Origin of the sequence: Sphingobium yanoikuyae (genome assembly GCF_034424525.1) — a bacterium.
GTDB classification, from domain to species: domain Bacteria; phylum Pseudomonadota; class Alphaproteobacteria; order Sphingomonadales; family Sphingomonadaceae; genus Sphingobium; species Sphingobium yanoikuyae.
In genome coordinates, this window is record NZ_CP139979.1 from 3,748,108 (window position 1) to 3,773,544 (window position 25,437).

General features: G+C 62.7%; 36 protein-coding genes. 3 read left to right on the top strand and 33 right to left on the bottom strand.

Going from position 1 to position 25,437, the window contains the following annotated elements; all coding sequences use genetic code 11:
* Nucleotides 1-9: 9 nt before the first annotated feature.
* From U0025_RS17190 to U0025_RS17215, 6 genes are all read right to left on the bottom strand, one after another.
* On the bottom strand, nucleotides 10-945 hold the full coding sequence (locus tag U0025_RS17190; protein WP_010337303.1) for a PAS domain-containing protein: 936 nt from the start codon (nucleotides 943-945) through the stop codon (nucleotides 10-12).
* Between the two features lie 172 nt (nucleotides 946-1,117).
* A complete protein-coding gene (locus tag U0025_RS17195) occupies nucleotides 1,118-1,531 on the bottom strand; it encodes a hypothetical protein (protein ID WP_004208689.1) in 414 nt (137 codons plus the stop codon).
* A 25-nt stretch (nucleotides 1,532-1,556) separates the two neighbouring features.
* Nucleotides 1,557-1,940, bottom strand: a complete 384-nt coding sequence (locus tag U0025_RS17200; protein ID WP_004208690.1) for a hypothetical protein — start codon at nucleotides 1,938-1,940, stop codon at nucleotides 1,557-1,559.
* Nucleotides 1,941-2,004: 64 nt separating this feature from the next.
* Nucleotides 2,005-2,514, bottom strand: coding sequence for a helix-turn-helix domain-containing protein (locus tag U0025_RS17205; RefSeq protein WP_004208691.1), 510 nt, complete (start codon nucleotides 2,512-2,514; stop codon nucleotides 2,005-2,007).
* Nucleotides 2,515-2,760: 246 nt separating this feature from the next.
* Nucleotides 2,761-3,444, bottom strand: coding sequence for a hypothetical protein (locus U0025_RS17210; protein WP_010337301.1), 684 nt, complete (start codon nucleotides 3,442-3,444; stop codon nucleotides 2,761-2,763).
* A 225-nt stretch (nucleotides 3,445-3,669) separates the two neighbouring features.
* A complete protein-coding gene (locus tag U0025_RS17215) occupies nucleotides 3,670-4,056 on the bottom strand; it encodes a PH domain-containing protein (RefSeq protein WP_004208693.1) in 387 nt (128 codons plus the stop codon).
* A 147-nt stretch (nucleotides 4,057-4,203) separates the two neighbouring features.
* Here U0025_RS17215 and U0025_RS17220 point away from each other — a divergent pair, with 147 nt between their 5' ends.
* Nucleotides 4,204-4,761: a hypothetical protein gene (locus U0025_RS17220; RefSeq protein ID WP_004208694.1), complete on the top strand. Its 558-nt coding sequence runs from the start codon at nucleotides 4,204-4,206 to the stop codon at nucleotides 4,759-4,761.
* Nucleotides 4,762-4,895: 134 nt separating this feature from the next.
* Nucleotides 4,896-5,939: an acyltransferase family protein gene (locus tag U0025_RS17225; protein WP_004208695.1), complete on the top strand. Its 1,044-nt coding sequence runs from the start codon at nucleotides 4,896-4,898 to the stop codon at nucleotides 5,937-5,939.
* 33 nt (nucleotides 5,940-5,972) lie between these two features.
* On the opposite strand, the gene U0025_RS17230 is transcribed toward U0025_RS17225, so the two are convergent.
* Nucleotides 5,973-6,746 (bottom strand): CsgG/HfaB family protein, encoded by a 774-nt coding sequence (locus tag U0025_RS17230; protein WP_017499622.1) that lies wholly within the window; start codon nucleotides 6,744-6,746, stop codon nucleotides 5,973-5,975.
* A gap of 195 nt (nucleotides 6,747-6,941) precedes the next feature.
* On the opposite strand from U0025_RS17230, the gene lepA reads away from it, so the two are divergent.
* A complete protein-coding gene (gene lepA / locus U0025_RS17235; RefSeq protein WP_004208697.1) occupies nucleotides 6,942-8,747 on the top strand; it encodes a translation elongation factor 4 in 1,806 nt (601 codons plus the stop codon).
* 72 nt (nucleotides 8,748-8,819) lie between these two features.
* On the opposite strand, the gene U0025_RS17240 is transcribed toward lepA, so the two are convergent.
* The 26 genes from U0025_RS17240 to fusA all read right to left on the bottom strand — a co-directional run bounded on the left by U0025_RS17240 (nucleotide 8,820) and on the right by fusA (nucleotide 25,336).
* The gene (locus U0025_RS17240) at nucleotides 8,820-9,299 is read right to left on the bottom strand and encodes an SRPBCC family protein (protein ID WP_004208698.1); all 480 of its coding nucleotides are present in this window, start codon (nucleotides 9,297-9,299) and stop codon (nucleotides 8,820-8,822) included.
* A 99-nt stretch (nucleotides 9,300-9,398) separates the two neighbouring features.
* On the bottom strand, nucleotides 9,399-10,055 hold the full coding sequence (locus U0025_RS17245) for an adenylate kinase (RefSeq protein WP_004208699.1): 657 nt from the start codon (nucleotides 10,053-10,055) through the stop codon (nucleotides 9,399-9,401).
* Nucleotides 10,056-10,101: 46 nt separating this feature from the next.
* Nucleotides 10,102-11,448: a preprotein translocase subunit SecY gene (secY, locus tag U0025_RS17250; protein ID WP_004208701.1), complete on the bottom strand. Its 1,347-nt coding sequence runs from the start codon at nucleotides 11,446-11,448 to the stop codon at nucleotides 10,102-10,104.
* Between the two features lie 195 nt (nucleotides 11,449-11,643).
* Nucleotides 11,644-12,174, bottom strand: coding sequence for a 50S ribosomal protein L15 (gene rplO / locus U0025_RS17255; protein ID WP_004208702.1), 531 nt, complete (start codon nucleotides 12,172-12,174; stop codon nucleotides 11,644-11,646).
* A 136-nt stretch (nucleotides 12,175-12,310) separates the two neighbouring features.
* Entirely contained in the window at nucleotides 12,311-12,490 is a 180-nt protein-coding gene (gene rpmD / locus U0025_RS17260; protein ID WP_004208703.1) for a 50S ribosomal protein L30, read from the bottom strand.
* 5 nt (nucleotides 12,491-12,495) lie between these two features.
* Complete coding sequence (gene rpsE / locus U0025_RS17265; RefSeq protein ID WP_004208704.1) at nucleotides 12,496-13,206, bottom strand: 30S ribosomal protein S5; 711 nt, start codon at nucleotides 13,204-13,206, stop codon at nucleotides 12,496-12,498.
* A gap of 2 nt (nucleotides 13,207-13,208) precedes the next feature.
* Entirely contained in the window at nucleotides 13,209-13,574 is a 366-nt protein-coding gene (gene rplR, locus U0025_RS17270) for a 50S ribosomal protein L18 (protein WP_004208705.1), read from the bottom strand.
* A 1-nt stretch (nucleotide 13,575) separates the two neighbouring features.
* The gene (rplF, locus tag U0025_RS17275) at nucleotides 13,576-14,109 is read right to left on the bottom strand and encodes a 50S ribosomal protein L6 (RefSeq protein WP_004208706.1); all 534 of its coding nucleotides are present in this window, start codon (nucleotides 14,107-14,109) and stop codon (nucleotides 13,576-13,578) included.
* Entirely contained in the window at nucleotides 14,109-14,504 is a 396-nt protein-coding gene (rpsH, locus tag U0025_RS17280) for a 30S ribosomal protein S8 (RefSeq protein WP_004208707.1), read from the bottom strand. The genes rplF and rpsH overlap by 1 nt, the downstream gene beginning before the upstream one ends.
* A 12-nt stretch (nucleotides 14,505-14,516) precedes the next feature.
* On the bottom strand, nucleotides 14,517-14,822 hold the full coding sequence (gene rpsN, locus U0025_RS17285) for a 30S ribosomal protein S14 (protein WP_004208708.1): 306 nt from the start codon (nucleotides 14,820-14,822) through the stop codon (nucleotides 14,517-14,519).
* A 50-nt stretch (nucleotides 14,823-14,872) separates the two neighbouring features.
* A complete protein-coding gene (gene rplE / locus U0025_RS17290) occupies nucleotides 14,873-15,445 on the bottom strand; it encodes a 50S ribosomal protein L5 (RefSeq protein WP_004208709.1) in 573 nt (190 codons plus the stop codon).
* Complete coding sequence (gene rplX, locus U0025_RS17295) at nucleotides 15,445-15,756, bottom strand: 50S ribosomal protein L24 (protein WP_004208710.1); 312 nt, start codon at nucleotides 15,754-15,756, stop codon at nucleotides 15,445-15,447. The genes rplE and rplX overlap by 1 nt, the downstream gene beginning before the upstream one ends.
* Entirely contained in the window at nucleotides 15,756-16,124 is a 369-nt protein-coding gene (gene rplN, locus U0025_RS17300) for a 50S ribosomal protein L14 (protein WP_004208712.1), read from the bottom strand. Before rplN ends, rplX begins: the two co-directional genes overlap by 1 nt.
* Before the next feature lie 168 nt (nucleotides 16,125-16,292).
* Nucleotides 16,293-16,556, bottom strand: coding sequence for a 30S ribosomal protein S17 (rpsQ, locus tag U0025_RS17305; RefSeq protein WP_004208713.1), 264 nt, complete (start codon nucleotides 16,554-16,556; stop codon nucleotides 16,293-16,295).
* 12 nt (nucleotides 16,557-16,568) lie between these two features.
* Nucleotides 16,569-16,772 (bottom strand): 50S ribosomal protein L29, encoded by a 204-nt coding sequence (gene rpmC, locus U0025_RS17310; RefSeq protein WP_004208714.1) that lies wholly within the window; start codon nucleotides 16,770-16,772, stop codon nucleotides 16,569-16,571.
* Between the two features lie 3 nt (nucleotides 16,773-16,775).
* The gene (gene rplP / locus U0025_RS17315; protein ID WP_004208715.1) at nucleotides 16,776-17,207 is read right to left on the bottom strand and encodes a 50S ribosomal protein L16; all 432 of its coding nucleotides are present in this window, start codon (nucleotides 17,205-17,207) and stop codon (nucleotides 16,776-16,778) included.
* Between the two features lie 21 nt (nucleotides 17,208-17,228).
* On the bottom strand, nucleotides 17,229-17,924 hold the full coding sequence (gene rpsC / locus U0025_RS17320) for a 30S ribosomal protein S3 (RefSeq protein WP_004208716.1): 696 nt from the start codon (nucleotides 17,922-17,924) through the stop codon (nucleotides 17,229-17,231).
* A gap of 4 nt (nucleotides 17,925-17,928) precedes the next feature.
* A complete protein-coding gene (gene rplV, locus U0025_RS17325; protein ID WP_004208717.1) occupies nucleotides 17,929-18,315 on the bottom strand; it encodes a 50S ribosomal protein L22 in 387 nt (128 codons plus the stop codon).
* On the bottom strand, nucleotides 18,315-18,593 hold the full coding sequence (rpsS, locus tag U0025_RS17330; protein WP_004208718.1) for a 30S ribosomal protein S19: 279 nt from the start codon (nucleotides 18,591-18,593) through the stop codon (nucleotides 18,315-18,317). The genes rplV and rpsS overlap by 1 nt, the downstream gene beginning before the upstream one ends.
* A 5-nt stretch (nucleotides 18,594-18,598) precedes the next feature.
* Nucleotides 18,599-19,435, bottom strand: coding sequence for a 50S ribosomal protein L2 (gene rplB / locus U0025_RS17335; RefSeq protein ID WP_004208720.1), 837 nt, complete (start codon nucleotides 19,433-19,435; stop codon nucleotides 18,599-18,601).
* Between the two features lie 10 nt (nucleotides 19,436-19,445).
* Nucleotides 19,446-19,760 carry a 50S ribosomal protein L23 gene (locus U0025_RS17340; RefSeq protein ID WP_004208721.1) on the bottom strand — a complete coding sequence of 105 codons (315 nt, stop codon included), beginning with the start codon at nucleotides 19,758-19,760 and terminating at the stop codon, nucleotides 19,446-19,448.
* Nucleotides 19,753-20,376 carry a 50S ribosomal protein L4 gene (gene rplD, locus U0025_RS17345; RefSeq protein ID WP_004208722.1) on the bottom strand — a complete coding sequence of 208 codons (624 nt, stop codon included), beginning with the start codon at nucleotides 20,374-20,376 and terminating at the stop codon, nucleotides 19,753-19,755. Before rplD ends, U0025_RS17340 begins: the two co-directional genes overlap by 8 nt.
* A 3-nt stretch (nucleotides 20,377-20,379) precedes the next feature.
* Nucleotides 20,380-21,132, bottom strand: coding sequence for a 50S ribosomal protein L3 (gene rplC / locus U0025_RS17350; RefSeq protein ID WP_004208723.1), 753 nt, complete (start codon nucleotides 21,130-21,132; stop codon nucleotides 20,380-20,382).
* A gap of 287 nt (nucleotides 21,133-21,419) precedes the next feature.
* Entirely contained in the window at nucleotides 21,420-21,728 is a 309-nt protein-coding gene (gene rpsJ / locus U0025_RS17355) for a 30S ribosomal protein S10 (RefSeq protein WP_004208724.1), read from the bottom strand.
* 207 nt (nucleotides 21,729-21,935) lie between these two features.
* On the bottom strand, nucleotides 21,936-23,126 hold the full coding sequence (tuf, locus tag U0025_RS17360) for an elongation factor Tu (RefSeq protein WP_004208725.1): 1,191 nt from the start codon (nucleotides 23,124-23,126) through the stop codon (nucleotides 21,936-21,938).
* A 137-nt stretch (nucleotides 23,127-23,263) separates the two neighbouring features.
* Complete coding sequence (gene fusA, locus U0025_RS17365; protein WP_004208726.1) at nucleotides 23,264-25,336, bottom strand: elongation factor G; 2,073 nt, start codon at nucleotides 25,334-25,336, stop codon at nucleotides 23,264-23,266.
* Between the last annotated feature and the right edge of the window lie 101 nt (nucleotides 25,337-25,437).

Here is a 25,437-nt window from a genome sequence, read left to right on the forward strand (position 1 = left end):
GCGCCCGCCTCATTCGGCGGCGCGCGGCAACTCCACCACTGTGCTCCCATCGAGCGCGGTGATCAGCACCACCGCCCCCTCCGCGCCATAGGCGCCGTGCAGGGCGACGATGGAGGCCTTCACCGCCACCGCCTCGCCGCGATTGCTCAGCAGCATGGTCTGCACGCATTGCGCGCCCTGCCCCTGCATCGCCCGCTCCAGCGCCTGGCGGAATGCCGCGCGGCCATGGGTCAGCACCAGGTCGGTCAGCTGCACGCCCATCACCCGTTCGCGCGGCAGGCTCAGCATATCGGTGAAGGGCACATCGACCGCGTCGATGGTGCCGCGCACCGACAGGCGGACATAGCCGACATCGCCATGGGCGGTCATCGCCTCGATGATCGCGGCCTTGGCATCGGCCAGCCGATGGCGGCGCACATCCTCGGTAATGTCGCGGAACATGATGACGGTTGACCTTCCAAGGGGAAAACTCTGCAGCCGCAGCCATGCGCCGTCGGCAAAGGGAGAGGGAATATCGGCTGCGCTCGGCTCGCCGCCGCTCACGGTGCGGCGCACATGCACTTCCATCAGGCTACCGCTGATCGACGGCAGGACGACGTCCAGCTTGGGGCCGACCATCTGTCCCACCGGCTTGCGACAGATGGCGCTGGCGACCCGGTTGACGAAGTCGACGCGCATGTCCTGGTCGCAGATGATCACCGCCTGATCGACCCAGTCGGCCAGCGCGAACAATTTCTCCTCGGCGCTTTCCTGACCGGCGCTGCCCGACTGGGCTTTCAGCGCCCGGAATTCGTTGACGCCCAGCAGCACATGAGTCGCCCGGCCATGATGGGTGATGTAAAGCGGCGTGCGTGTCGCCATGTCGCGACATTCGGAAAAGCCGCGGACCAGGTCGGCCGCGGTGACGACCGGACTTTCGGCCGGATAACCACCCTCTCCCTCCATTCCATCACTCCCTACTGGGTTCAGATGGCGCGTAACGCGCTGGGTCATGTCCCTTGATGCCATAATTATCGGCCCTCCATCAATCGGACAAAAACAGAAGCAACATGCCTTCCTCGGGACGGGACGGCTTCAAGAGGGAATGACGGGCATTTCCGCATCCTGTTTCCTTTGCTCAGGCCGGAAACGCGTGTTTCCGGTCCATCTGCGTGCCCATGGCCATCACGACCAGCACCGGCACCGCCCAGATTGTCGACATGGCGTAGAAGAATTTGGTGAGGTAGGCGGGCGACACGATCACTGCGACCTGAACCGCCGCCACATTCAGCTGGAAGGCGGCGACGATGATCGGCCAGCGCCGGCTGCTCAGCATCGAAATGATGATCTTGAACAGCAGCGAGGCGCATTCGATCGCCAGGATCGTACGGATCAGCACCGCCTCCGGCCGGATGGTCAGGACCGCCGTCTGGGCCAGGATGAACCCTGCCCAGACGCCGACGATGCTCCAGCGCCCGGTCGCGCCGCCATAACGCACCACGAAGATCGAGGTCGCGATCAGCGCGATCGTGTAGGCGAGGAAGATCTGCACGATCCTGCCTTCCGGTCCGGTCGCGTCAGGCGACCAGGCGCAGGGCGTCAGCCTGCTTTTCTTCCAGCGCGCTCCACGGGCTGTAGCAGCCGTCGGCGCGTTCGGCCTGGTTGGTCTTCATGCGGATCTTGGTCGCTTCCAGATGGGCGCCCAGCAGCTGCTCGCGGCTCTGCATCATCGTGTCGATGCAGCCATGGAAGCGCTTGAACAGCTTCTGTCCCTGTTCGGGGGCCAGGCCGATGGTGCGGGCGGTATCGATCATGTCGGCGCTCATCCGCAGCGTATGGGCCAGGACATCGTCCAGCTTCACATAGGCATCGCGGACCTGGCCGCTCAGGTTGAAGAAGGTGTCGTCCGACATGTGCATTTCGCTCTTGGCGGCGCGCTCGGCGCGGCGGGCATTGGACATGGCAAGGCTCCCTTTTCAGGCCAGCGCTCGCTGGCCCATCAGATGGTTGGATTGTTGGAGACCGTCAGCCGAACAGATGATTGAGCCAATATCCCATCGTGATCAGCGCGGCCAGGGAACCCCCTGCCCATAACGCGACCCGGAAGATGGTCGTCAGGATCTGCCATCGATTCAGCCCATGCGGTTCCCCTCCCATGGTTGCCAGAATCCGGTTACCCAATTGGCGCAAACGACCCTTTTCCTGCCGCTCTGCACCAGCCGGGATGTCGCCGGTCCGGGTCGGCCTGCTTGGTGCCGACGCCTCCTTCTCACCCGCCATCACCGGTTCAACAAGCGGCTCCGGCTTTAATTCAAATTGCTTGAATTGCGCGTTTTTCTCGGCCTCTACCAATATCCGGGCGGCTTCGCGCCGATCCTTGGCGCCCAGCGCCACGGTCGCGCGATAGACATATTGGTCGACCGTACCGGGGGTCAGCGATGTGCGCTGCGCGATCTGCTTGGAGGTATAGCCCTGTGCCACCAGCCGCAGGCATGCCCGCTGATTATCGTCCAGACTGGCAACCGCATTCGACATTCCAACCCCTCTGATCGCCCACAGGGAATCATGCCCCGGAACGGATGTAAACTTCTTCTATGATCAATTTTTTATGATGACGGCCAAGCCGTTGATTTATATCAGATACACTTCATCCATATCGGTGAGACGAAAAAGGCGACGCCTGCGGGCATCGCCTGTTTCCGTTACGGAATCCAGTCATGACATGACTCGATCCGCAATAGCTGCAATGGGGAACCCGGATAGCGCCCCGAAAGGCGCCGTCTACAGTTCCAGGCCGATCAGCGTGCCGCTGCCGATCCGGTCGACATAGCGCTTGCCATCGACCTCCAGCCAGTCCGGCGTCACTTCCAGCCGGCGCCCGTTGATCGTGGTACGCAGATGCTCGACCGCAAGCCGGTTGCGCGCAACGATACGCAAAACGCACAATCCGTCCCCCCGCGCCGCCATCATCGAATAGCGGTCGCCGCGCAACAGGAAATGCCAGCTGCCGTCATGCGGCTTCCATTCATTGCCATCGATCACCTGCATCGGCGTGCCGTCGGCCGCGCCCAGCCTGACGCTGATCCGCGTCGCCCCCATGGATCGGCGCGGCGGCGCGAAGATCAGGATCGGCTCGCCATCCAGGGTGATGGGAATCGGCGTATCGCGCAGCATCCGCGATCCACCGACGATGAGTTGTGGCAATTCGTTGGAGAAGGGCAGGCGATCGCGCGCGAAGTGGCGCTGGCGCACCACCGGATTGGCATGGAAGCTGTGGACCTGATTCGCGGTCAGCCGCCCTTCCTCCACCAGCCCGTGACAGGTCGGGCAGAGCAGCGTCGCCCCCGGCCCGTCTGGCAGCCCCAGATATCGATAGATGGTCACTCCGCAGCGCACGCAGGCAAAGCCGCAGGACTGCCGAATCTCGGCCCGCTGATCGGCCGTCAATTCCGGCAACAGCGGCATTACGCGCAAACCCACCATCAAGGCGCCCCCTTTTTCCCGCCGTCCGCCTGATGCGGATCGACGTTGCTTGTTCCTGGCGTCCTCGTGCGGGTGGAAAGCTCTGCCGGCCCCTGGGCTCCTATTGGTTAAAATAAATGCGCCCAAGTCAAGGGCCTAGACATTATGTTCGACAAGAAAATGGCGGATTTCGTGCGCTTTCCGTGCGCGCCACCCCTGCCCGACCGCTCAGCGCTGGGGCAGCAGGTCCAGGTTCCGGGCTGCCGCAATCGCCCGAATCCGTCCCGGTCGCGGCATGTTGCGGATCGCGATTTCCGCTACGTCACCGGCGCTGAACAGCTCGACATTGCCGACGTCGAACAGCCGCTGGCCGAAGGTCTGGGTGATGCGCACGCTGCGGATGCTGGACAGCGCCACCTCGGTCCGCTGCTTGGCCAGCAAGCCACGCTCCAGCAGAACCTCGCGCTCGCTCAGCGCCAGCCGCTCACCCTTGTGCATCACCCACCACACGCCGATCGCCAATATGCCGACCACCGAAACCAGCAGCAGCAGGAACAGGAAAGGATGCGCCCGGACCATCGCCGGATGCTCGTCATACAGCCATGCTTCGCTCACGCCGCCTCCTTCGTCTGGCTTCCGCGGTTTTTCACCATGCCCCCGGCGCGGCGTCAAGGCGCCGTCCGACGCCCCTTGCGCGACCACCATGGTTAACCAAAAATTTCCCAATATTTACTAGCGATAGCCCCCGATTGGGGATGAATCATGGCCTATAGCCTGCATGATATTGGTGACGAAGACCGGGACCGGTCGGACCATTGGCTGAATGACAAGCAGGATCAGCGCCGCGCCATCGTGCCGCTGCGCCTCATCCTCATCGCCCTGTTGATGGGGGCGCTGCTGCTGGTCCTGATGCGCCATGTGCTGCCCGCGTCGACGACGGCTTCGGCGCCATCCGTCGACGCGCCCGCCACCATATCCACCCGTTTTGCCGCATGTGACGATCTGGACGGCCAGGCCTGTGTCCTCGCCACCGACGCCTATGCCTATCAGGGCCGTCGCTACCATCTCGCCGACATCAGCGCGCCGCGACTCGAAGGCGCAGCCTGCCCGCAGGAAGCCGCCCTTGCCCGCGCCGGCCGCACCGCGTTGCAGGGCATGCTGAACGGCGGCAGCTTCGAAGCCCATGCCGATACCGCCGACAGTGATCCGACCGCCCGCATCCTGCTCCGTGACGGTGTCTCGCTGGGCCAGCTCCTCATTCTCAAACGCTATGCCCGCCCTTGGTCGGCCGAGCCGATTGACTGGTGCGCGGCCGGCTAAGACCGCTATCCCGCAAGGAGGCAAACGCGGGACGTTCCAGATTGGGATCGACAGCGCCCGTATCCGCCATTTGCGCATTGCGCGTTAACCAAGAAAATATCCCATTCGTTGCTCCATCATTGCTATGAAGCATCATGGTCGAAACGAAGCCGAAACGGACAAGGCTGACGGAGCTGGACGCGTTGCGCGGAATCGGCGCCTTGTGCGTGCTGGTCTTCCATTATTCGACCCGCTTCCATGAGCTGTTCCCGCAGGCCAGCCATGTGCCCTTCAGCTTCCCCGGCGGCAATTACCGCGTGCTGCTGTTCTTCACCATTTCGGGCTTTGCGATCTTCTTCACGCTGGACCGGATCGGCACGGTCGCCGACTTCATCGTCAACCGCTTCGCCCGCCTCTATCCCGCCTATCTGGTGGCGATGCTGGTGACGCTGTCGATCGAATATCTGGCCCAGGCGACCCAGTTGCTGGTCGGCCCCTTTGCGATTCTCGCCAATCTGACGATGCTCCAGGGCTTTGCCTTCATTCCCGAAGTGGACGGCGCCTATTGGACGCTGACGGTGGAGATCGCCTTCTATTTCTGCATGGTCTCGATCTGGAAATGGATCGGCCTGCGGCATCTGGAACCGACGCTGGTGGCCTGGCTGATCCTGCGCTGGGTGATGCAGCTCTGGCCCGACATCGTGCCCGAACGGGTCGTGATGCTGCTGGTGCTGCGCTACACGCCCTTCTTCATCATCGGCATGCTGGCCTACCGCATCTGGGCTGGGCAACGCAGCTGGCAGCAGCAGGCCCCCTATGCCGCGCTGGCCCTGCTATCGATCGCGACCATGGAAACATGGGATGTGGCGATTGTCGGCTTGGTGCTGATGGCGACCTTCGCAGCGCTGATCCGCAACCATCTGCGCTTCCTGGCGATCCGGCCGCTCGTCTGGATGGGCGGGATCAGCTACAGTTTCTACCTGATCCACCAGCATGTCGGCTTCGTCGTCATGCTGGAAATCGCCAGGGCCGGCTATAGTCCCTGGATCGGCTTTGCCGCTGCCTTCCTCGTCGCGCTGACGCTCGGCACGCTGATCAACCGCCTGGTCGAGCGACCGGCGGGAGAGATCATCCTGCGCTGGTGGAAGAAGCGGCGACGGGCGCCCGGTCCGCTTGCGGAGATTGCGCCGAGCGGATGAGGGCGCTGCCGCAGCGGCAACGCCCCCTTGCCATCAGGGCTGCGCGACCGGCGCGGCTGCCGCCGCATTTTCGGGCAGACCGCCCAGCTGCGTCACCAGTTTCGTATAGGCGTCGAGATAGGCGAGCACGATCACCTGACCGATCTCGGTATTCTGATAGCCGCCGCCGCCTGCACCGGCAAAACCGCCCCACCAGCTCGACCCGCCGCTCGCGTTGAAGCTCAGGTCCGACTTGCGGGCATAGCCTTCGGTCAACGCCTCTTCCTCGGTGGTGCGGGCATTGACGACCGAAAGGGTGACATTGGCCTCGCTCTTCTTGACGTTGATGCCACCGGCGATCCGGCCCCAGGTGCTGCCACCCATGAAGCCGCCGAGCACGCCGCCCAGCGAATTGCCGCCGCTGTTGCGGTTGGAGGAGACGATATCCGGCTCCAGGAAATAATCCGCCGCCTTCACCTGGCCACGGCCCAGATTGCTGTTCGCCTGCAATTCGCCATTGTCAGCCATGGCGCGTTCCATATTGCGGCTCGCCATCGACCGGCCTCGATTGACGAGGCCGAAGCAGCCCGACTGCTGCACGAAGATCTTCAGGATCGCCTCGGGGCTGCCCAGATTGAGTTCGCGCCACCACTGATTGTCGGGCTCGACGATTGCGACGGTGCCAAGGCGGCGGGTGCAGCGCGGGATTTCCGCCTGCTTTCGCGACTGTTCCTGACGGGCCGACGAACCCTTTTCGGCAGCCATCGCCATCGGCGCAGCCGAACCAAGGCAGACCGCAGCCGCAGTCAGCATCTTCAATACACGCATTTTCAAAAACCCCGTTTCCTGTCTGGTCGAGAGAAATTGGTGCGCCCCGGATATTTTTCCGGAACGTAACACAGGCGCAAGGGGCTTCCAAGCAAAGGGGGTTAATGACGATGCTTGTCATCGCACGGCAATTTCGCATGCCGTGCACAGCGTGATCCTGCTGACAGCGCCCGCAACTGCTGCTATCGGGCGCCGATGACCGACCTGTCCCATATCCGAAACTTTTCGATCATTGCGCATATCGACCATGGCAAGTCGACGCTGGCCGATCGCCTGATCCAGCGCACCGGCGGCCTGACGGACCGTGAGATGAGCGCGCAAGTCCTTGATAACATGGACATCGAGAAGGAGCGCGGGATCACCATCAAGGCGCAGACCGTGCGCCTCGACTATACGGCCAAGAATGGCGAGACCTATGAGCTCAACCTCATGGACACGCCGGGCCATGTCGACTTCGCCTATGAAGTGTCGCGGTCGCTGGCCGCGTGCGAGGGCGCGTTGCTGATCGTCGACGCCGCGCAGGGCGTGGAAGCACAGACGCTGGCCAACGTCTATCAGTCGATCGAGCATGATCATGAGATCGTGCCGGTGCTGAACAAGATCGACCTCCCCGCCGCCGAGCCGGAGAAGGTCCGCGCGGAAATCGAGGAAGTGATCGGCCTCGACGCGTCGGAAGCGGTGCTGGCCAGCGCCAAGTCGGGCATCGGCATCGACGATATCCTGGAAGCCATCGTCACCAAGATCCCGCCGCCCAAGGGCGATCGCAATGCGCCGCTGGAGGCGATGCTGGTCGATAGCTGGTATGACCCCTATCTGGGCGTCGTCATCCTGGTGCGCGTCGTCAACGGCGTCATCAAGAAGGGCCAGGCGATCAAGTTCATGATCGGCGGCACCGAACATCTGATCGACCGCGTCGGCTGCATGCGCCCCAAGATCGAGGCGCTGCCCGAACTGGCCGCCGGCGAGATCGGCTTCATCACCGCGCAGATCAAGGAAATCGCCCAGACCCGCGTCGGCGACACGATCACGACCGTGAAGAATGGCGCCGCCAAGCCGCTGCCGGGCTTCAAGGAAGTGCAGCCGGTGGTGTTCTGTGGCCTGTTCCCGGTCGATGCCAATGATTTCGAGAAATTGCGTGAGTCGATCTCGAAGCTGCGCCTCAATGACGCCAGCTTCTCGTTCGAGATGGAAACCTCGGCCGCGCTCGGCTTCGGCTTCCGCTGCGGCTTCCTGGGCCTCCTTCACCTGGAAATCATCCAGGAGCGGCTGAGCCGCGAATATGATCTGGACCTGATCACCACGGCGCCGTCGGTCGTCTATGACATGCACATGAAGGATGGTCGCACCCTTCACCTGCACAACCCGGCCGACATGCCCGATCCCAATCATATCGAGATGATCGAGGAGCCGTGGATCGAGGCGGTGATCTACTGCCCCGACGAATATCTGGGATCGATCCTGAAGCTTTGCCAGGACCGTCGCGGCATCCAGAAGAACCTCACCTATGTCGGCGGCCGCGCCCAGGTGACCTATGAACTGCCGCTCAACGAAGTGGTGTTCGACTTCTATGATCGCCTGAAGAGCATCAGCCGCGGCTATGCCAGCTTCGACTATCACCAGATCGGCACGCGCGAGGGCGACCTCGTCAAGATGAGCATCCTCGTCAACAACGAGCCGGTCGATGCGCTGTCGATGATCGTCCACCGTTCGGCGGCCGAAGCGCGCGGCCGCCATATGTGCGAGCGCCTCAAGGATCTGATCCCCCGCCACCTGTTCAAGATCCCGATCCAGGCGGCGATCGGCGGCAAGGTGATCGCGCGCGAGACGATCGCGGCGATGCGCAAGGACGTCACGGCGAAATGCTATGGCGGCGACATCACCCGCAAGAAGAAGCTGCTGGAGAAGCAGAAGGAAGGCAAGAAGCGGATGCGCGAATATGGCAGCGTCCAGATTCCGCAGGAAGCCTTCATCGCCGCCCTGCGCATGGGCGACGAGAATTAAGCATCATCCATCGGGGTGGAGGCCATCGGGCTTCCACCCCGATTTGCTATTGCCTGCCGGCGCAGTCGCGCTTCAGCCCTTGCTGTCGGCCGACCGCTTATACCCGTCGAGCTGCTCCACCAGCACCTTGTCGACGATCGGCGCAATCGGCGCCAGGCCACGGCGCATATAACCGCCCACCGAATAGGTCAGCGTCACCCGGCTACCGCCCGGCGCGGGCGCGATGGCGAAGTCCAGCACGCCGGTCACCGCTTCGCTCTGGAGCGGCCCCAGAGCCCCGCTCAGCCGCAATCGCTGGCCCGGCGCGGCATAGATGACCCGCGCATGTTCGATACTGCCAAAGGCCCCCTTTCCGTTCTTGTCAGGAAGGGTCTCGCAGAAGCAGCCTCCGGCCTTCGCCGCCAGCACCATGTTGCGCGCATCGCCGCTATACGTATGTGCGCTGTTCCACCAGCGCCCCGGCTCTGCCAGCAGAGCATAGGCCGCGTCGGGCGCCATAGCCACGTCCACGCTCGCCTGCACGACAAAGCCGGCATCGCTGCTGGCAACCACCCCACCCTGTCCGGGCGCGGCCGCCAGCGCCTGTCAGTATCGATCTGATTGGATAGGCCATGTCCCCTCCCCGCCTTGTCGTCGGGGAGGGAGAATAGCTCAGGCCGGAACGCCGTCCAAGATGGCGACGATCGCGCCGCTGACATCGTTCATGTCGGCCATGCCGTCGACGCGGCTGACGATGCCGCGCGCTTCGTAGATCGGCAGGATCGGTGCGGTCTTGGCGCGATACTCGGCCATGCGGGTACGCACGGTTTCCTCATTGTCGTCGGGACGACGCTTGAACTCATGCCCGCCGCACTTGTCGCACGTACCCTCGACCTTGGGCTGCTTGAAGACATCATGATAGCCTTCGCCGCAGGTCGCGCAGGTGAAGCGACCGGTAATGCGCTCGACCAGCGCATCCTCGTCCACTTCCAGCTCGATCACATGATCGAGCGTGCGGCCGCGATCGGCCAGGATGGTGTCGAGCGAATGGGCCTGGGCCTCGGTCCGCGGATAGCCGTCGAAGATCACGCCGGTATCGGCCGCCAGCGCATCAAGCGCTTCGCCGATGATGCCCGAGACGACCTCGTCCGGCACCAGCGAACCCGATTCCATCAGCGCCTTGGCCTGAAGGCCGACCGGAGTCCCCGCCTTCACCGCAGCCCGCAGCATGTCGCCGGTCGACAGCTGAACCATGCCACGGCTGTCGACGAGCCGCGTGGCCTGGGTGCCCTTGCCGGCACCCGGAGGACCAAGCAGAATGATATTCATTGCGCGCATTCTCCCCTTGTACTTGCGCTTGCCTGTCTGCGCCCCCTTAGCGCAGACGGCCCTTCAGCTTCGCCTTCTTGATCAGATCCCCATATTGATGGGCAAGCAGATGGCTCTGGATCTGGGTCACGGTATCGACCGTAACATTGACGACGATCAGCAGGCTAGTCCCACCAAGGTAGAAGGGAATTCCCGCCCGGGCGATGGCAAATTCCGGCACCAGACAGATGAAGGCCAGGTAGGCGGCGCCGATCACGGTGATCCGGGTCAGGACATAATCGAGATAATTCTCGGTATTCTTGCCCGGACGGATGCCCGGAATGAAGCCGCCATTGCGCTTCAGATTGTCGGCCGTCTCTTCCGGATTGAACACCACGGCGGTGTAGAAGAAGCAGAAGAAGACGATCCCCAGCCCATAAAGGCCCATGTAGAAGGGGCTGCCGTGCGACAGATACTGGTTGATCGTCAGCACGATGCTGCTCCAGCGGCTGTCATCGTCCGCCTTCACGCCCATGAACTGCGAGATGGTCAGCGGCAGCAGCAGCAGCGAGCTGGCGAAGATCGGCGGGATCACGCCCGCGGTGTTGACCTTCAGCGGCAGGTGGCTGCGATCGGCCTGCATCAGGCCCTGGCGCGTCTGGCGCTTGGGATACTGGATCAGCACCCGGCGCTGCGCCCGTTCCATGAAGCAGATGAAGGCAATCAGACCAAAGCCCAGCACGACGACCAGGAAGATGACCAGGCCCGAGATCGAGCCTTCGCTGCCCGACTTGAACAGGTTGCTCAGCGTCACCGGCAGCTGCGCGACGATACCGGCCATGATGATCAGGCTGGTGCCGTTGCCGATACCGCGCGAAGTGATCTGCTCACCCAGCCACAGCAGGAACATGGTGCCGCCGATCAGCGAGATGATCGCCGAGACGACGAACAGCATGCCGGGGTCCACGACCACGCCCTGCGCCTGCCAGTTGGCGGCGGCGGCATAGCCCTGCACGGCGGTCAGGCCGACGGTGCCATAGCGAGTATACTGGTTCAGCTTCTTGCGGCCGCTCTCGCCTTCCTTCTTGATCGCCGCGAGCTGCGGCGAGAGGGAGGCGGCCAACTGCACCACGATCGACGCGGTGATATAGGGCATGATGCCGAGCGTGATGAGGCTCGCGCGCGACAATGCACCACCCGAGAAGGTGTTGAAGATGTCGAGGATGCCACCGGCCGACTTCTGCGACCAGGCCGCGAGCGCGGTGGGATCGATACCCGGCAGCGGCACGAAGCTGAGGAAGCGGAAGACGATCAGCGCGCCGAGGGTAAACCACAGGCGCTTCTTGAGGTCGGTCGCCTGGCTGAACTTCGCGAGGCTGAGATTGGATGCGAGCTGGTCGGCTCTCGATGCCATTGTGGCTGCCCTTCAAATCATTCTTGCCGGAGCCGTCGGGCTCCGTGGCGGAATCGCTACCCCCTTAGCGGGGCGGGAAGACCATGTCGAACGGGAGTTGCCGCCGTTGCGACGAACATATGCTCCCCCCGATACACATAGCCCCGCCAACCCATATCGGGCAGCGGGGCCGTGCTTGCAAGTCTCGGGCGAGACTTAGGCCTTGGCGGCCTTCTTGGCGGCAAGGGCGGTGCCCTTCTTCGCCTTGGCCTTCTCGGCTGCCGGGACGACTTCGATCACGTCCAGCTTGCCACCGGCCTTGGCGACCGCTTCGACGGCGCTCTTCGAGGCACCGGCGACGAGGAAGCTGACCTTGGCGGTCAGTTCGCCCTTGGCGAGAACCCGGACGCCATCCTTGCCACCACGGGCCAGGTTGGCTGCCTTCAGCGCAGCATGGTCGATGACGGCAGCGGCGTCCAGCTTGCCGGCATCGATCGCGGCCTGCACTTCACCCAGGTTCACGATCGCATAATCGTTGGCGAAGATGTTGTTGAAGCCGCGCTTAGGGATGCGCATGTGGAGCGGCATCTGGCCACCCTCGAAGCCGTTGATGCTGACGCCCGAGCGTGCCTTGGCACCCTTCTGGCCGCGACCGGCGGTCTTGCCCTTGCCCGAGCCGATACCGCGGCCGACGCGCATACGACCCTTGCGGGCACCGGCATTGTCGTTGATTTCGTTCAGTTTCATGTTCGCACTCGCTTTCGCTTTTGTCGCGCTGATCCCGTGCGGGATCATCTAAAGGAAGCGCCCGTTAGCGCTTCCGCTAAAAAAACGAAAGAGGGGTTCCCCCCTCTTTCGCTTCATTTCGTCGGATCGAAAGGGCTTAGCCTTCGACCACTTCCACCATGTGGGGGAGCTTCTTGATCGCACCGCGGACTTCCGCCGTGTCTTGCAGCTCGACCACGCGGTGCATCTTGCCAAGGCCCAGGCCGATCAGAATCTTCTTCTGGCTTTCGGGGCGACGGATCGGCGAACCGATCTGCTTGATCTTGATCTTCGCCATGTCAGTTACTCCGCAATCGCTTCGGCATCAGCCTGCGCGACTTCGGCCGAGGCACCACCGCGACGCAGAAGGTCAGCGACCTTCTTACCACGACGCTGCGCCACCGACTTGGGGCTGGTCTGCTCGCCCAGCGCCGCGAAGGTCGCACGGATCATGTTGTAGGGGTTCGAGGTGCCGTTCGACTTGGTCACGACGTCAGCGACGCCGAGGCTTTCGAACACGGCGCGCATCGGACCGCCGGCGATGATGCCGGTACCGGCCGGAGCCGAACGGACAGTCACCTTGCCAGCACCGAAGTGGCCGAGGCCGTCATGGTGCAGGGTGCGGCCTTCCTTCAGCGGAACGCGAACCATGGCCTTCTTGGCCGAAGCGGTCGCCTTGCTGATGGCTTCAGGCACTTCGCGCGCCTTGCCATGACCGAAACCGGCGCGGCCCTTGCCGTCGCCGACGACGACCAGAGCAGCGAAACCGAAGCGCTTACCGCCCTTGACGGTCTTCGAGACGCGGTTGATGTGAACCAGCTTCTCGATCAGCTCTTCGCCCTGTTCCTCGTCACGGTTGCCGCCACGGCGGTCGTCGCGACGGCCACGGCCGCCACGCTCGCCACGGTTGCGGTCACCGCCACGGCCACGGCCACGGCCGGGACCACGACCTTCGGTCTGAGCCTCGGCACCCTCGACGGGCGCGACGACTTCGTTGGTGTTTTCGTCAGCCATGATCAGAACTCCAGCCCGCCTTCACGGGCGGCATCGGCCAGCGCCTTGACGCGGCCATGGAACAGGAAGCCACCGCGGTCGAACACGACCTTGGTGACGCCGGCCGCCGTAGCAGCGGCAGCGACGCGCTTGCCGACATCGGCAGCGGCTTCGGAAGAGGCGCCGGTCTTGCCCAGAGCCTTCGAGCCAACATCCTTGTCCAGGGTCGAAGCGGCGGCGACGGTGGTACCGGCGACGTCGTCGATGATCTGGGCGTAGATGTGACGGCCCGAACGATGGACGCTGAGGCGCGGGCGGGTGCCCGAAACAGCCTTGAGCGCGGTGCGAACGCGGCGACGACGCCGCGCGAAGAGGGAAAGCTTAGCCATCTTACTTCTTCTTCCCTTCCTTGCGGAAGATGAATTCGCCGGCGTACTTGATACCCTTGCCCTTATAGGGTTCGGGCTTGCGCCAGCGGCGGATCTCGGCGGCGACCTGGCCTACCTGCTGCTTGTCGATGCCGCTGATCTCGACCGTGGTGTTATCCGGGGTCTTGATCTCGATGCCTTCCGGGATCTCGAAATCGACGTCGTGGCTGTAGCCGAGCTGCAACTTCAGGGTCTTGCCCTGCGAGTTCGCACGGTAGCCGACACCGGTGATCAGCAGCTTCTTCGAGAAGCCCTGGGTCACGCCGGTGATCAGGTTCTGGATCAGGGTACGCTGCATGCCCCAGAAAGCGCGCGCGCGCTTGCCGTTGTTGGCGGGCTTTACAGCGATGCTGCCTTCTTCGACGGTGTAGGTCACTTCGTCGGCCAGCGGCATGGCGAGGGTGCCCTTGGGCCCCTTCACCGACAGCTGACCGTCAGCGATCGACGCGGTCACGCCCGCAGGCACGGTGACCGGCTTCTTGCCAGTGCGGCTCATCAGAACACCTCCGCCAGCACTTCGCCGCCGACATTCTGTTCACGCGCTTCGGCGTCGGACAGAACGCCCTTGGGCGTCGAGACAATGGTGATGCCCAGGCCGTTGCGGATCACCGGCAGTTCCTTGGAACCGGAATAGACGCGGCGACCAGGCTTGGACACGCGGGCAACATGCTTGATCGCAGGCTGGCCCTCGAAATACTTCAGCTCGATGCGCAGGCCGGGGTGATTGCCGAGGGTTTCCTCGGAATAACCACGGATATAGCCTTCGCGCTGCAGCACGTCGAGCACGCGGGCACGGAGCTTGCTGGCGGGGGACACAACGCTGTCCTTCTTCGCCTGCTGCCCGTTACGGATGCGGGTGAGCATATCACCCAGGGGATCGGTCAATGCCATCTCAAATGATCCTTACCAGCTCGACTTGGTGACGCCGGGGATCAGGCCCTTGTTGGCCAGATCACGCAGCTGCACGCGGCAGAGACGGAATTTGCGGTAGTAAGCGCGCGGGCGGCCCGTCAGTTCGCAGCGGTTGCGAATGCGGGTCGGGTTGCCGTTGCGGGGGACTTCCGCCATCTTCAGACGCGCAATCAGACGCTCGGTGTCGTCGAGAGCGGTATCGGCTGCGATCGCCTTGAGCTTCGCATAGCGGCCGGCATACTTCTTCACCAGCTTCTTGCGGCGCTCGTTCTTGTTGATCGAACTCAGTTTCGCCATGACTTAAGTTCTCTTCCTTAGCTTAAGCGTTGGGAGAGAAGCGGGGCCTGTTAGGCCGCCTGCTTCTCTTCAATCGGGAAGGGGAAGCCGAAGAGGCGCAGCAGTTCGCGCGCTTCGTCGTCAGTCTTCGCCGTGGTGGTCACGATGATGTCCATGCCACGCACCTTGTCGATGCGGTCATAGTTGATCTCGGGGAAGATGATCTGCTCCTTGATGCCGAAGGCATAGTTGCCACGGCCGTCGAAGCTCTTCGGGTTGAGACCACGGAAGTCGCGCACGCGCGGCAGGGCAATGTTGATCAGGCGATCAAGGAATTCATACATGCGCTCGCGGCGCAGCGTGACCTTGGCACCGATCGGCATGCCTTCACGCAGCTTGAACTGCGCGATCGACTTCTTCGCCTTGGTGATGACCGGCTTCTGGCCGGCGATCAGTTCCATTTCCTCGGCGGCCGAAGTGACCTTCTTCTTGTCCTGCGTGGCTTCACCGACGCCCATGTTGAGCGTGATCTTCTCGATCTTCGGGATTTCCATCACATTCTTGTAGCCGAACTTCTCGACCATCGCCTTCACGATGGCGTCGTCGTAGATCGACTTCGAGCGCGGAATATACTTGTCGGCCATTACAGCACCTCACCGGACTTGACGGCGACGCGGACCTTCTTGCCGTCGCGGTCCTCGAAACGGACGCGGGTCGGCTTGCCATCCTTGTCGGCGACAGCGACGTTCGAAATGTGCATCGGGGCCGGCTTGCGGTCGATGCCACCCTGCGGGTTCGACTGGTCGGGCTTGCGATGCTTCGCATGCACGTTGATGCCTTCGACCAGGACCTTGTCGTCCTTGGGCATCACCTGGAGGACGGCGCCGGTACGGCCCTTGTCCTTGCCAGCCAGGACGACGACCTTGTCGCCCTTCTTGATCTTAGCAGCGCTCATTACAGCACCTCGGGAGCGAGCGAGATGATCTTCATGTGCTTCTTGGCGCGCAGTTCGCGAACGACCGGGCCAAAGATACGGGTGCCGATCGGCTCCTCGTTCTTGTTGATAAGCACAGCGGCATTGCCGTCGAAGCGAATCACGCTGCCATCAGCGCGACGCACGTCCTTGGCGGTGCGCACGATGACGGCGCGATGCACGTCACCCTTCTTCACCTTACCGCGCGGAGCAGCTTCCTTGACGGAGACGACAATGATGTCGCCCACGCCGGCGAAACGCCGCTTCGAGCCGCCCAGCACCTTGATGCACTGGACGCGCTTGGCGCCGCTGTTGTCCGCGACGTCAAGATTGGATTGCATCTGGATCATGGATCCGGTTCCTTCTTATTTGGCCTACCGGGACTATCCCGGCGGTTCCGAATTTCGTGAGTCGACCCGGTGAATCGAAATGCACGAAGCGCGGGCCTGTACCTCCTCCCGAAGGAAAAGGCCAGCCCCGCGTCCGAACTTTTTCGACTCTAGAGTCGGTGACTGCCCTTAGGCCGCCGATTCCGGCGACTTGTGGGTGTCCACACGCTCGATGACCTTCCAGGTCTTGAGCTTGGAAATCGGAGCGGTCTCTTCGATACGGACCGTTTCGCCTTCCTTGTAGACATTGCCCTCGTCATGGGCATGGTACTTCTTCGACCGGCGGATGATCTTGCCGTAGAGCGCATGCTTAACCTTGCGCTCCACGCGAACCACCACCGTCTTGTCGGTCTTGTCGGAAACCACCGTTCCCGTCAGCACGCGCTTGGGCATCGTGTGTTTCCTTTACTTCGCGGCCGAGCGCGAACGCTCGGTCTGCAGGGTCTTGATCTGCGCGATCGAACGACGGACTTCACGAACGCGGCTGGGCTTTTCCAGCTGGTTGGTGGCCGCCTGGAAACGCAGATTGAACTGCTCGCGCTTCAGGTTGTTCAGCTCGGTCGACAGCTCGTCGTCCGACTTGGTCTTGAGGTCTGCAACGTTGGCCACAGCTTAACCCTCCAGGTGCGAGGTGTCGCCGAGGCGGGCAACGACCTTCGTCTTGATGGGCAGCTTCATCGCGGCGCGCGAGAAGGCCTCTGCTGCGAGCGGACCGGGAACGCCGTCCAGTTCGAACAGGATACGGCCGGGAGCGACGCGAGCCGCCCAATATTCGACCGAACCCTTGCCCTTGCCCTGGCGGACTTCAGCCGGCTTCTTGGTGACCGGAACGTCGGGGAACACGCGGATCCACAGACGACCCTGACGGCGCAGGTGGCGCTGGATCGCGCGGCGAGCCGCTTCGATCTGGCGCGCGGTGATCCGCTCGGGCTCCAGAGCCTTGAGACCATAGGCGCCGAAGTTCAGCGCAGTGCCGCCCTTCGCATCGCCCTTGATCCGACCCTTGAAGGTCTTGCGGAACTTCATCTTCTTCGGTTGCAGCATGACGCTATTACCTTCTTATTCTCAGCGCGCCGGGCGCACGCCGGAGGTCTGAGCCTCCAGCATCAGCCGGTCGGTAGCCATCGGATCATGGCCGAGGATCTCGCCCTTGAAGATCCAGACCTTGATGCCGCAAACGCCATAGGCGGTGTGCGCCGTGGCTTCGGCATAGTCGACGTTCGCACGCAGGGTGTGCAGCGGAACGCGGCCTTCACGATACCATTCGACACGCGCGATCTCCGCGCCGCCCAGACGGCCGCCGCAGGTGATCTTGATGCCTTCGGCGCCCAGACGGAGAGCCGACTGCACCGCACGCTTCATGGCGCGACGGAAGGCAACGCGGCGTTCCAGCTGGTCGGCGATGCCCTGTGCGACGAGCTTCGAATCGATTTCCGGCTTGCGGATCTCGACGATGTTCAGCGACACGTCCGACGAGGTGAAGGCACCCAGCTTCTTGCGAAGCTTTTCGATGTCTGCACCCTTCTTGCCGATGATGACACCGGGACGGGCAGCGTAGATCGACACGCGGCACAGCTTGGCCGGACGCTCGATCACGACCTTCGAGATCGCAGCCTGCGGCAGGTTCTTCATGATGTACTGGCGGATCTTGAGATCTTCCAGCAGCAGGCGACCATAGTCGGCGCCTTCGGCGAACCAGCGGCTGTCCCAGGTACGGTTGATCTGCAGACGCAGACCGATCGGGTTGCTCTTGTGACCCATGTGCTTACGCCTCCGCTTCTTCGCCAGCTTCACGCACGACGATGCGCACGCGGCTGAAGGGCTTGAGGATCCGGGTCGACTTGCCGCGGCCGCGAGCGTGGAAGCGCTTCAGGGTGAAGCTCTTGCCCACCGATGCTTCCGCGACGACCAGGGCGTCGACGTCCAGATTGTGGTTGTTTTCCGCATTGGCGATGGCCGAAGCCAGCACCTTGCGCACATCGACAGCCATCGCCTTCTTCGAGAAGGCGAGGATGTTGAGCGCGTCCTCGACCTTGCGGCCGCGGATCAGCGTGGCGACCAGGTTCAGCTTCTGGGCCGAACCACGGATCTGCGTGCCGACGGCGAGCGCTTCATTGTCGGCGACGCGACGGGGAGCCTTTTCCTTGCTCATTAGCGCTTGCCCTTCTTGTCGGCAGCGTGACCGGGGAAGAAGCGGGTCGGAGCGAATTCGCCCAGCTTGTGACCCACCATATCCTCGTTCACGAGAACCGGAACATGCTTGCGGCCGTTATAGACGTTGAACGTCAGGCCAACGAACTGCGGCAGGATGGTCGAACGGCGCGACCAGGTCTTGATCGGACCCGAGCGGCCATTGCTTTCCTGCGCGACTTCCGCCTTCTTCAGAAGGCTGAGGTCCACGAACGGACCTTTCCAGACGGAACGAGCCATCTCGCTTACCTCTTCTTCTTCGCGTGGCGGCTACGGATGATGAACTTGTCCGTTGCCTTGTTGTGACGGGTGCGCGCACCCTTGGTCGGCTTGCCCCACGGGGTGACCGGGTGACGGCCGCCCGAGGTCCGGCCTTCACCACCACCATGCGGGTGATCGACCGGGTTCTTCGCAACACCGCGCGTCAGAGGACGGATGCCGTTCCAACGGTTGCGGCCAGCCTTGGCAAGGTTGGTGTTGCCATTGTCGGGGTTCGACACGGCGCCAACGGTGCCCATGCAGTCCGAACGGATGTAGCGCTGCTCACCCGACGACAGACGCACCATGACCATGCCACGGTCGCGACCGACCAGCTGGGCATAGGTGCCTGCCGAACGGCAGAGCTGCGCGCCCTTGCCCGGCTTCATCTCGATGTTGTGGATGATCGTGCCGACCGGCATCTGACCCAGTTCCATCGCATTGCCCGGCTTCACGTCGGTCTTCTTGCCCGCGATGACCTTGTCACCGGGCGCCAGACGCTGCGGCGCAATGATGTACGCCTGCGTGCCGTCGGGATAGTTGACCAGCGCGATGAAGGCGGTGCGGTTGGGGTCATATTCCAGACGCTCGACCGTACCTTCAACGTCCCACAGGCGACGCTTGAAGTCGATGATACGATAGCGCTGCTTGTGACCGCCACCGATACCACGCGAAGTGACATGGCCCTTGTTGTTACGACCACCGGTCTTGCGCTTGCCTTCGGTCAGCGCCTTGACGGGCTTGCCCTTGTGCAGGCTCGACTTGTCGACGAGGATCAGGCCGCGCTGGGCCGGGCTCGTCGGATTATAGTGCTTGAGTGCCATCTATCTCGCCTCAAATACCGGTGGTGACGTCGATGGACTGACCTTCGGCCAGCGTGACGATCGCCTTCTTCACGTCGTTGCGCTTGTAGGGCTTGCCCTTCCAGCGCTTGACCTTGCCCTTCTGCACCAGCGTGTTGACCGCCTTGACGGTCACGCCGAACAGCGCCTCGACGGCAGCCTTGATTTCAGGCTTCGATGCGTCGTTGGCGACCTGGAAAACAACGGCGTTGTTTTCCGAGAGAAGGGTCGACTTCTCGGTGATGACCGGCGCGACAACGACGTCGAAGTGACGGTTGTCCACGGTCGCGGCTTCTTTCTTAGCCATTGAAACGGGCCTCCAGCTTTTCGACCGCGGCGCGGGTGAGCACCAGCGAGTCGGCCTTCAGGATGTCGTAGACGTTGGCACCAACGGCCGGCAGCAGGTTGACGCCGACGATGTTGGCCGAAGCCTTGGCGAAGCTGACGTTCACGGCGTCGCCGTCGATGAACAGAACCTTGTTCAGGTTCAGCTTGGCCAGGTTGGCGACCAGCGCCTTGGTCTTGCCTTCGGCAACGTCGAGATTGTCGAGAATGATCAGCGAACCATCCTTGACCTTCGACGACAGCGCCATCTTCAGACCCAGCGCGCGAACCTTCTTGTTCAGCGAGGGGTTGAAGTCGCGAACGCGGGCACCGTGAGCCTTACCACCGCCGATGAAGACGGGAGCGCGGCGATCGCCGTGACGAGCGGTACCGCCGCCCTTCTGGCGACCGAACTTCTTGCCGGTGCGGGCGACATCCGAACGCTCGCGCGTGCCGCGGGCAGTGCCACGACGCTTTTCGAGCTGCCAGGTGACGACGCGGTGCAGAATGTCGGCGCGGGGCTCGAGGCCGAAAACGGCATCGTTGAGCTCCAGCTCACCGGCAGCTGCGGCGTCGAGGGTCTGTACATTGACCTTCATGGTTTAGCCCTCCTGGCCTTCGGTCGCTTCGGGAGCGGCCGCTTCCGCGGGCGTCTCGGCCGGCGCGGCATTGCTGTTTGCAGCCTGCTTCAGGCTGGCGGGATAGGGCGCGTCGGCGTGACGGGGAACCTTCACGGCGTCGCTGACGGTCAGCCAGGTGCCCTTGGCGCCCGGAACCGAACCCTTGACGAACAGCAGACCACGCTCGACGTCCGTGCGGACGATCTCGAGATTCTGCTGGGTCCGCTCACGATCACCCATGTGACCGGCCATCTTCTTGTTCTTGAAGACGCGGCCCGGATCCTGACGGTTACCGGTCGAACCATGCGCACGGTGGCTGATCGACACGCCGTGGGTGGCGCGCATACCGCCGAAGCCCCAGCGCTTCATAGCACCGGCAAAGCCCTTACCCTGGGTGTGACCGGCAACGTCGACCAGCTGGCCAGCGACGAAGTGGTCAGCGGCGATTTCAGCGCCGACGTCGAGGAGCGCATCCTCGGCGACGCGGAATTCGACCAGACGCGCCTTGGGTTCAACTTCCGCCTTGGCGAAGTGACCGCGCTGCGGCTTGGCGACATTCTTGGCCTTGGCAACGCCAGCGCCCAGCTGAAGGGCGACATAACCGTCGCGCTCGACTTCCTTACGTGCGACGACCTGCGTACCCTCAAGGCTGAGGACCGTGACGGGGACGTGACGTCCGTCGTCCTGGAACAGGCGGGTCATCCCGACTTTCTTAGCGATCACGCCAGTGCGCATCACTGATTACTCCCATAGAGGCCCGCCATAGCAGCGGGCGTATCCAACGAAAAAACCGCTCAGCATCTCTGCTTCGCGGCCCAACCCAATGTATAGATCACCCCGTCCGGGTTGGATGCCGATCCCTCTCGGGAAAGGCGACGGGGGACCAGGACCACGCGCCTTGGCCGGTTCACCGGCGGGCCGTGCGGTATCCCTTGTGTCGTTTGAGCTTCCGCCTCTCCAGAGAAGAGGAACAGAATACCCGATACCCCGCCTACCTTGCGGAAGGCGGGGACTTGCCGACCTTAGGCCAGCTTGATTTCGACGTTCACGCCGGCAGCCAGGTCCAGCTTCATCAGCGCGTCGACCGTCTGCGGCGTCGGCTGCACAATGTCAAGCATACGCTTGTAGGTGCGGACTTCGAACTGCTCGCGCGACTTCTTGTCGATGTGCGGACCACGGTTGACCGTGAACTTTTCGATGCGCGTCGGAAGAGGAATCGGACCGCGAATGAGGGCGCCGGTGCGGCGGGCGGTTTCGGCGATGTCGCCGGTCGCCTGATCGAGCACGCGATGATCGAACGCCTTGAGGCGAATGCGGATGTTGCTGTCCATTGTTCCTGTACCGATGCGAAAGAGCCAATAACCAGCGCATTTTCATGAATCAGCCGGAGCAGCCGTTGATTTACAAAAACACGCCAACAAAAAAATATCCGCCCCGTTTTGCCCTTCTAGCTCATTCGAGCCGGAGAAAGGCGATCCGGGGCGGGTAAAAAACTTCAGCGGCGCGAATCGGGCGATTCGCGCCGCTGCGGTCCTATATTACTTCGAGATCGTGCCGACAACCCCTGCGCCGACGGTACGACCGCCTTCACGGATTGCGAAGCGCAGACCCGAGTCCATGGCGATCGGAGCGATCAGCTTGACGCCGAGCTTCACGTTGTCGCCAGGCATGACCATCTCGGTGCCCTCGGGGAGGATCACTTCGCCGGTCACGTCGGTGGTGCGGAAGTAGAACTGCGGACGATAGTTCGCGAAGAACGGGGTGTGACGGCCGCCTTCTTCCTTCGACAGCACGTAGACTTCGGCGTCGAATTCGGTGTGCGGGGTGACCGAGCCGGGCTTGGCCAGAACCTGACCACGCTCAACTTCTTCACGGCCCACGCCACGGATCAGCGCACCGATGTTGTCGCCGGCCTGGCCCTGGTCGAGCAGCTTGCGGAACATTTCGACGCCGGTGACGGTGGTCTTCTTGGTGGGCTTGATGCCGACGATTTCGACTTCTTCACCAACCTTGACGATGCCGGTTTCGACGCGGCCGGTCACGACGGTACCACGACCCGAGATCGAGAACACGTCTTCGATCGGCATCAGGAAGGGCTTGTCGACCGGACGGTCGGGCTGCGGGATCCAGCTGTCGACAGCAGCCATCAGCTTCAGAACGGCGTCGTGGCCGATTTCCGGGGTCTTGTCCTGCAGGGCAGCGACAGCCGAACCGGCGATGACGGGGATGTTGTCGCCGTCGAAGTCGTACGAGCTCAGCAGCTCGCGGATTTCCAGCTCGACCAGCTCGAGGATTTCGGCGTCGTCGACCAGGTCGACCTTGTTCATGAACACGACGAGCTGCGGCACGCCGACCTGCTTGGCGAGCAGGATGTGCTCACGGGTCTGCGGCATCGGGCCGTCGGTGGCCGAAACGACCAGGATCGCGCCGTCCATCTGGGCGGCACCGGTGATCATGTTCTTGACGTAGTCAGCGTGACCCGGGCAGTCGACGTGCGCGTAGTGACGGGCTTCGGTCTCATACTCGACGTGGGCGGTCGAGATGGTGATGCCGCGCTCGCGCTCTTCGGGAGCCTTGTCGATGTTGTCGTACGAGGTGAAGGTCGCACCGCCGGTTTCGGCGAGAACCTTGGTGATCGCCGCGGTCAGCGAGGTCTTACCATGGTCAACGTGACCGATGGTGCCGATGTTGCAGTGCGGCTTATTCCGCTCAAACTTAGCCTTAGCCATTTTATCCTACCTTCTAATCAAAATCAGCTTGGGTCTGACCGCTCGGCCGCGCCTCGCGAAGGCGCGTCCATAGCAGCATATTCACAGATTACCAGCCCCTATCCGAGCCGATTGCACGGCCCGGACAGGGAAACTCGTCAGGCCATCTTCGCCTTGACTTCGTCCGCAACATTCTGCGGCACTTCGTCATAGTGCGAGAAGATCATCGAGTAGTTCGCGCGGCCCTGGGTGAAGGAACGCAGCGAGTTCACATAGCCGAACATGTTGGCCAGCGGGACCATCGCCTCGACCACCTGCGCGTTGCCGCGCGTATCGGTGCCCTGGATCTGGCCACGACGGCTGTTCATGTCGCCGATGACGTCGCCCAGATATTCTTCCGGGGTCACGACTTCGACCTTCATGACCGGCTCGAGCAGGGTGATGCCCGACTTCTGCGCCGCTTCGCGCATCGCGGCGCGGCCGGTGATTTCGAACGCCAGCGCCGACGAGTCGACGTCATGGTACGCACCGTCATAGAGCAGCACTTCGAAGTCGATGATCGGGAAGCCGATCAGCGAACCGGTGGCAGCGGTTTCACGCATGCCCTTTTCGATCGCGGGGATATATTCCTTGGGAATGTTACCGCCCTTGATCTCGTCCTTGAAGACGAAGCCCGAACCACGCTCGCCGGGGGTCAGCTTGACCTTGATACGGCCGAACTGACCGGTACCGCCCGACTGCTTCTTGTGGGTGTAATCGACGTCGACGGCCTTCTTGAGATACTCGCGATAGGCCACCTGCGGCGCACCGACATTCGCCTCGACCTTGAACTCGCGCTTCATGCGGTCGACCAGGATTTCGAGGTGAAGTTCGCCCATGCCCTTGATGATGGTCTGGCCCGATTCGTGATCGGTCGAGACGCGGAACGAGGGATCTTCGGCGGCCAGGCGGTTGAGGGCAACGCCCATCTTTTCCTGGTCGGCCTTGGTCTTGGGTTCCACCGACAGTTCGATGACCGGCTCGGGGAATTCCATCCGCTCCAGGATGATCGGCTGGCGCTCGGCGCACAGCGTATCACCGGTGGTGGTTTCCTTCATGCCGGCCAGCGCGACGATGTCGCCGGCATAGGCGGTGTCGATGTCTTCACGGCTGTTCGCATGCATGAGGAGCATACGGCCGATCTTTTCCTTCTTGTCCTTCACCGAGTTCAGGTAGGTGCCCTTGGTCAGGGTACCCGAATAGATGCGCAGGAAGGTCAGCGAGCCGACGAACGGGTCGTTCATGATCTTGAACGCCAGGCCCGAGAAGGGCGCGTCGTCCGAGGTCGGACGGCTGTCGGGGGTTTCGCCGTCCATCTTGACGCCCTGGACGTCCTCGATGTCGAGCGGGCTCGGCAGATAGTCGACGACGGCGTCGAGCAGCGGCTGAACGCCCTTGTTCTTGAACGCCGAACCGCACAGCACCGGCACGAAGGCGTGACCCAGCGTACCCTTGCGGATCAGCTTCTTGAGGGTCGCGGTGTCGGGCAGATTGCCTTCCAGATAGGCTTCCATCGCGGCATCGTCCTGCTCGACGGCAAGTTCGATCAGCTTTTCGCGATATTCGGCAGCCTTGTCGGCGAGGTCGGCCGGAATTTCTTCATAGTAGAATTCGGCGCCCAGGCTCTCATCCTTCCAGATGATCGCGCGGTTTTCGACCAGGTCGACCAGGCCCTTGAAGTCCGACTCTGCGCCGATGGGCAGATACAGGACGGCCGGGGTCGCGCCCAGACGGTCGATGATCGTCTGCACGCAATAATAGAAGTCGGCACCGGTGCGGTCGAGCTTGTTGATGAAGCACATCCGCGGAACCTTGTACTTGTCCGCCTGGCGCCACACGGTTTCCGACTGCGGCTCAACGCCGGCAACGCCGTCGAACGCGGCAACCGCACCGTCGAGCACGCGCAGCGAGCGTTCGACTTCGATGGTGAAGTCGACGTGGCCGGGGGTGTCGATGATGTTCAGGCGGTGGTCGTTCCAGATGCAGGTCGTTGCAGCCGAGGTGATGGTGATACCACGCTCCTGCTCCTGCTCCATCCAGTCCATGGTCGCGGCGCCGTCATGGACTTCGCCGATCTTGTAGGACTTGCCGGTGTAGTAAAGGATACGCTCGGTCGTGGTGGTCTTGCCGGCGTCGATATGCGCCATGATACCGAAATTGCGATAGCGTTCGAGCGGATGGCTGCGGGCCATGATGCTTCTCCGTTGCCGGCGCGCCGGCGGTTGGGGATTCGTTAATTCTGCGCGTGGCCCCTAAACCAATCCGTTCGCCATGGGTAGCCACCCACGGCGAA

Coding starts and splice junctions, on each gene's coding strand:
- rpsC (WP_004208716.1), bottom strand. CDS start 17,924: ATGGGTCACAAGAGCAACCCGATCGGTCTGCGTCTGCAGATCAACCGT.
- rplN (WP_004208712.1), bottom strand. CDS start 16,124: ATGATCCAGATGCAATCCAATCTTGACGTCGCGGACAACAGCGGCGCC.
- rplF (WP_004208706.1), bottom strand. CDS start 14,109: ATGAGCCGCACTGGCAAGAAGCCGGTCACCGTGCCTGCGGGCGTGACC.
- rplD (WP_004208722.1), bottom strand. CDS start 20,376: ATGAAGGTCAATGTACAGACCCTCGACGCCGCAGCTGCCGGTGAGCTG.
- rpsS (WP_004208718.1), bottom strand. CDS start 18,593: ATGGCTCGTTCCGTCTGGAAAGGTCCGTTCGTGGACCTCAGCCTTCTG.
- U0025_RS17230 (WP_017499622.1), bottom strand. CDS start 6,746: ATGCGTGTATTGAAGATGCTGACTGCGGCTGCGGTCTGCCTTGGTTCG.
- rplR (WP_004208705.1), bottom strand. CDS start 13,574: ATGGCTAAGCTTTCCCTCTTCGCGCGGCGTCGTCGCCGCGTTCGCACC.
- fusA (WP_004208726.1), bottom strand. CDS start 25,336: ATGGCCCGCAGCCATCCGCTCGAACGCTATCGCAATTTCGGTATCATG.
- rplX (WP_004208710.1), bottom strand. CDS start 15,756: ATGAGCGCTGCTAAGATCAAGAAGGGCGACAAGGTCGTCGTCCTGGCT.
- rpmD (WP_004208703.1), bottom strand. CDS start 12,490: ATGGCGAAGATCAAGATCAAGCAGATCGGTTCGCCGATCCGTCGCCCC.
- U0025_RS17245 (WP_004208699.1), bottom strand. CDS start 10,055: ATGAATATCATTCTGCTTGGTCCTCCGGGTGCCGGCAAGGGCACCCAG.
- rpsJ (WP_004208724.1), bottom strand. CDS start 21,728: ATGGACAGCAACATCCGCATTCGCCTCAAGGCGTTCGATCATCGCGTG.
- rplC (WP_004208723.1), bottom strand. CDS start 21,132: ATGCGCACTGGCGTGATCGCTAAGAAAGTCGGGATGACCCGCCTGTTC.
- rplV (WP_004208717.1), bottom strand. CDS start 18,315: ATGAGCAAGGAAAAGGCTCCCCGTCGCGTCGCCGACAATGAAGCGCTC.
- U0025_RS17340 (WP_004208721.1), bottom strand. CDS start 19,760: ATGGCTAAGAAAGAAGCCGCGACCGTGGACAACCGTCACTTCGACGTC.
- rpsN (WP_004208708.1), bottom strand. CDS start 14,822: ATGGCGAAACTGAGTTCGATCAACAAGAACGAGCGCCGCAAGAAGCTG.
- rplO (WP_004208702.1), bottom strand. CDS start 12,174: ATGAAACTGAACGAAATCAACGACAATGCCGGTGCCCGCAAGGGTCGT.
- U0025_RS17220 (WP_004208694.1), top strand. CDS start 4,204: ATGGCCTATAGCCTGCATGATATTGGTGACGAAGACCGGGACCGGTCG.
- secY (WP_004208701.1), bottom strand. CDS start 11,448: ATGGCATCGAGAGCCGACCAGCTCGCATCCAATCTCAGCCTCGCGAAG.
- rpsH (WP_004208707.1), bottom strand. CDS start 14,504: ATGGCATTGACCGATCCCCTGGGTGATATGCTCACCCGCATCCGTAAC.
- U0025_RS17190 (WP_010337303.1), bottom strand. CDS start 945: ATGGAGGGAGAGGGTGGTTATCCGGCCGAAAGTCCGGTCGTCACCGCG.
- lepA (WP_004208697.1), top strand. CDS start 6,942: ATGACCGACCTGTCCCATATCCGAAACTTTTCGATCATTGCGCATATC.
- U0025_RS17200 (WP_004208690.1), bottom strand. CDS start 1,940: ATGTCCAATGCCCGCCGCGCCGAGCGCGCCGCCAAGAGCGAAATGCAC.
- U0025_RS17205 (WP_004208691.1), bottom strand. CDS start 2,514: ATGTCGAATGCGGTTGCCAGTCTGGACGATAATCAGCGGGCATGCCTG.
- rplP (WP_004208715.1), bottom strand. CDS start 17,207: ATGCTGCAACCGAAGAAGATGAAGTTCCGCAAGACCTTCAAGGGTCGG.
- rpsQ (WP_004208713.1), bottom strand. CDS start 16,556: ATGCCCAAGCGCGTGCTGACGGGAACGGTGGTTTCCGACAAGACCGAC.
- U0025_RS17210 (WP_010337301.1), bottom strand. CDS start 3,444: ATGCCGCTGTTGCCGGAATTGACGGCCGATCAGCGGGCCGAGATTCGG.
- U0025_RS17225 (WP_004208695.1), top strand. CDS start 4,896: ATGGTCGAAACGAAGCCGAAACGGACAAGGCTGACGGAGCTGGACGCG.
- rplE (WP_004208709.1), bottom strand. CDS start 15,445: ATGGCCGACAAGTATATTCCGCGCTCGAAGTCGATCTACGACGACGCC.
- rplB (WP_004208720.1), bottom strand. CDS start 19,435: ATGGCACTCAAGCACTATAATCCGACGAGCCCGGCCCAGCGCGGCCTG.
- rpsE (WP_004208704.1), bottom strand. CDS start 13,206: ATGGCTGACGAAAACACCAACGAAGTCGTCGCGCCCGTCGAGGGTGCC.
- tuf (WP_004208725.1), bottom strand. CDS start 23,126: ATGGCTAAGGCTAAGTTTGAGCGGAATAAGCCGCACTGCAACATCGGC.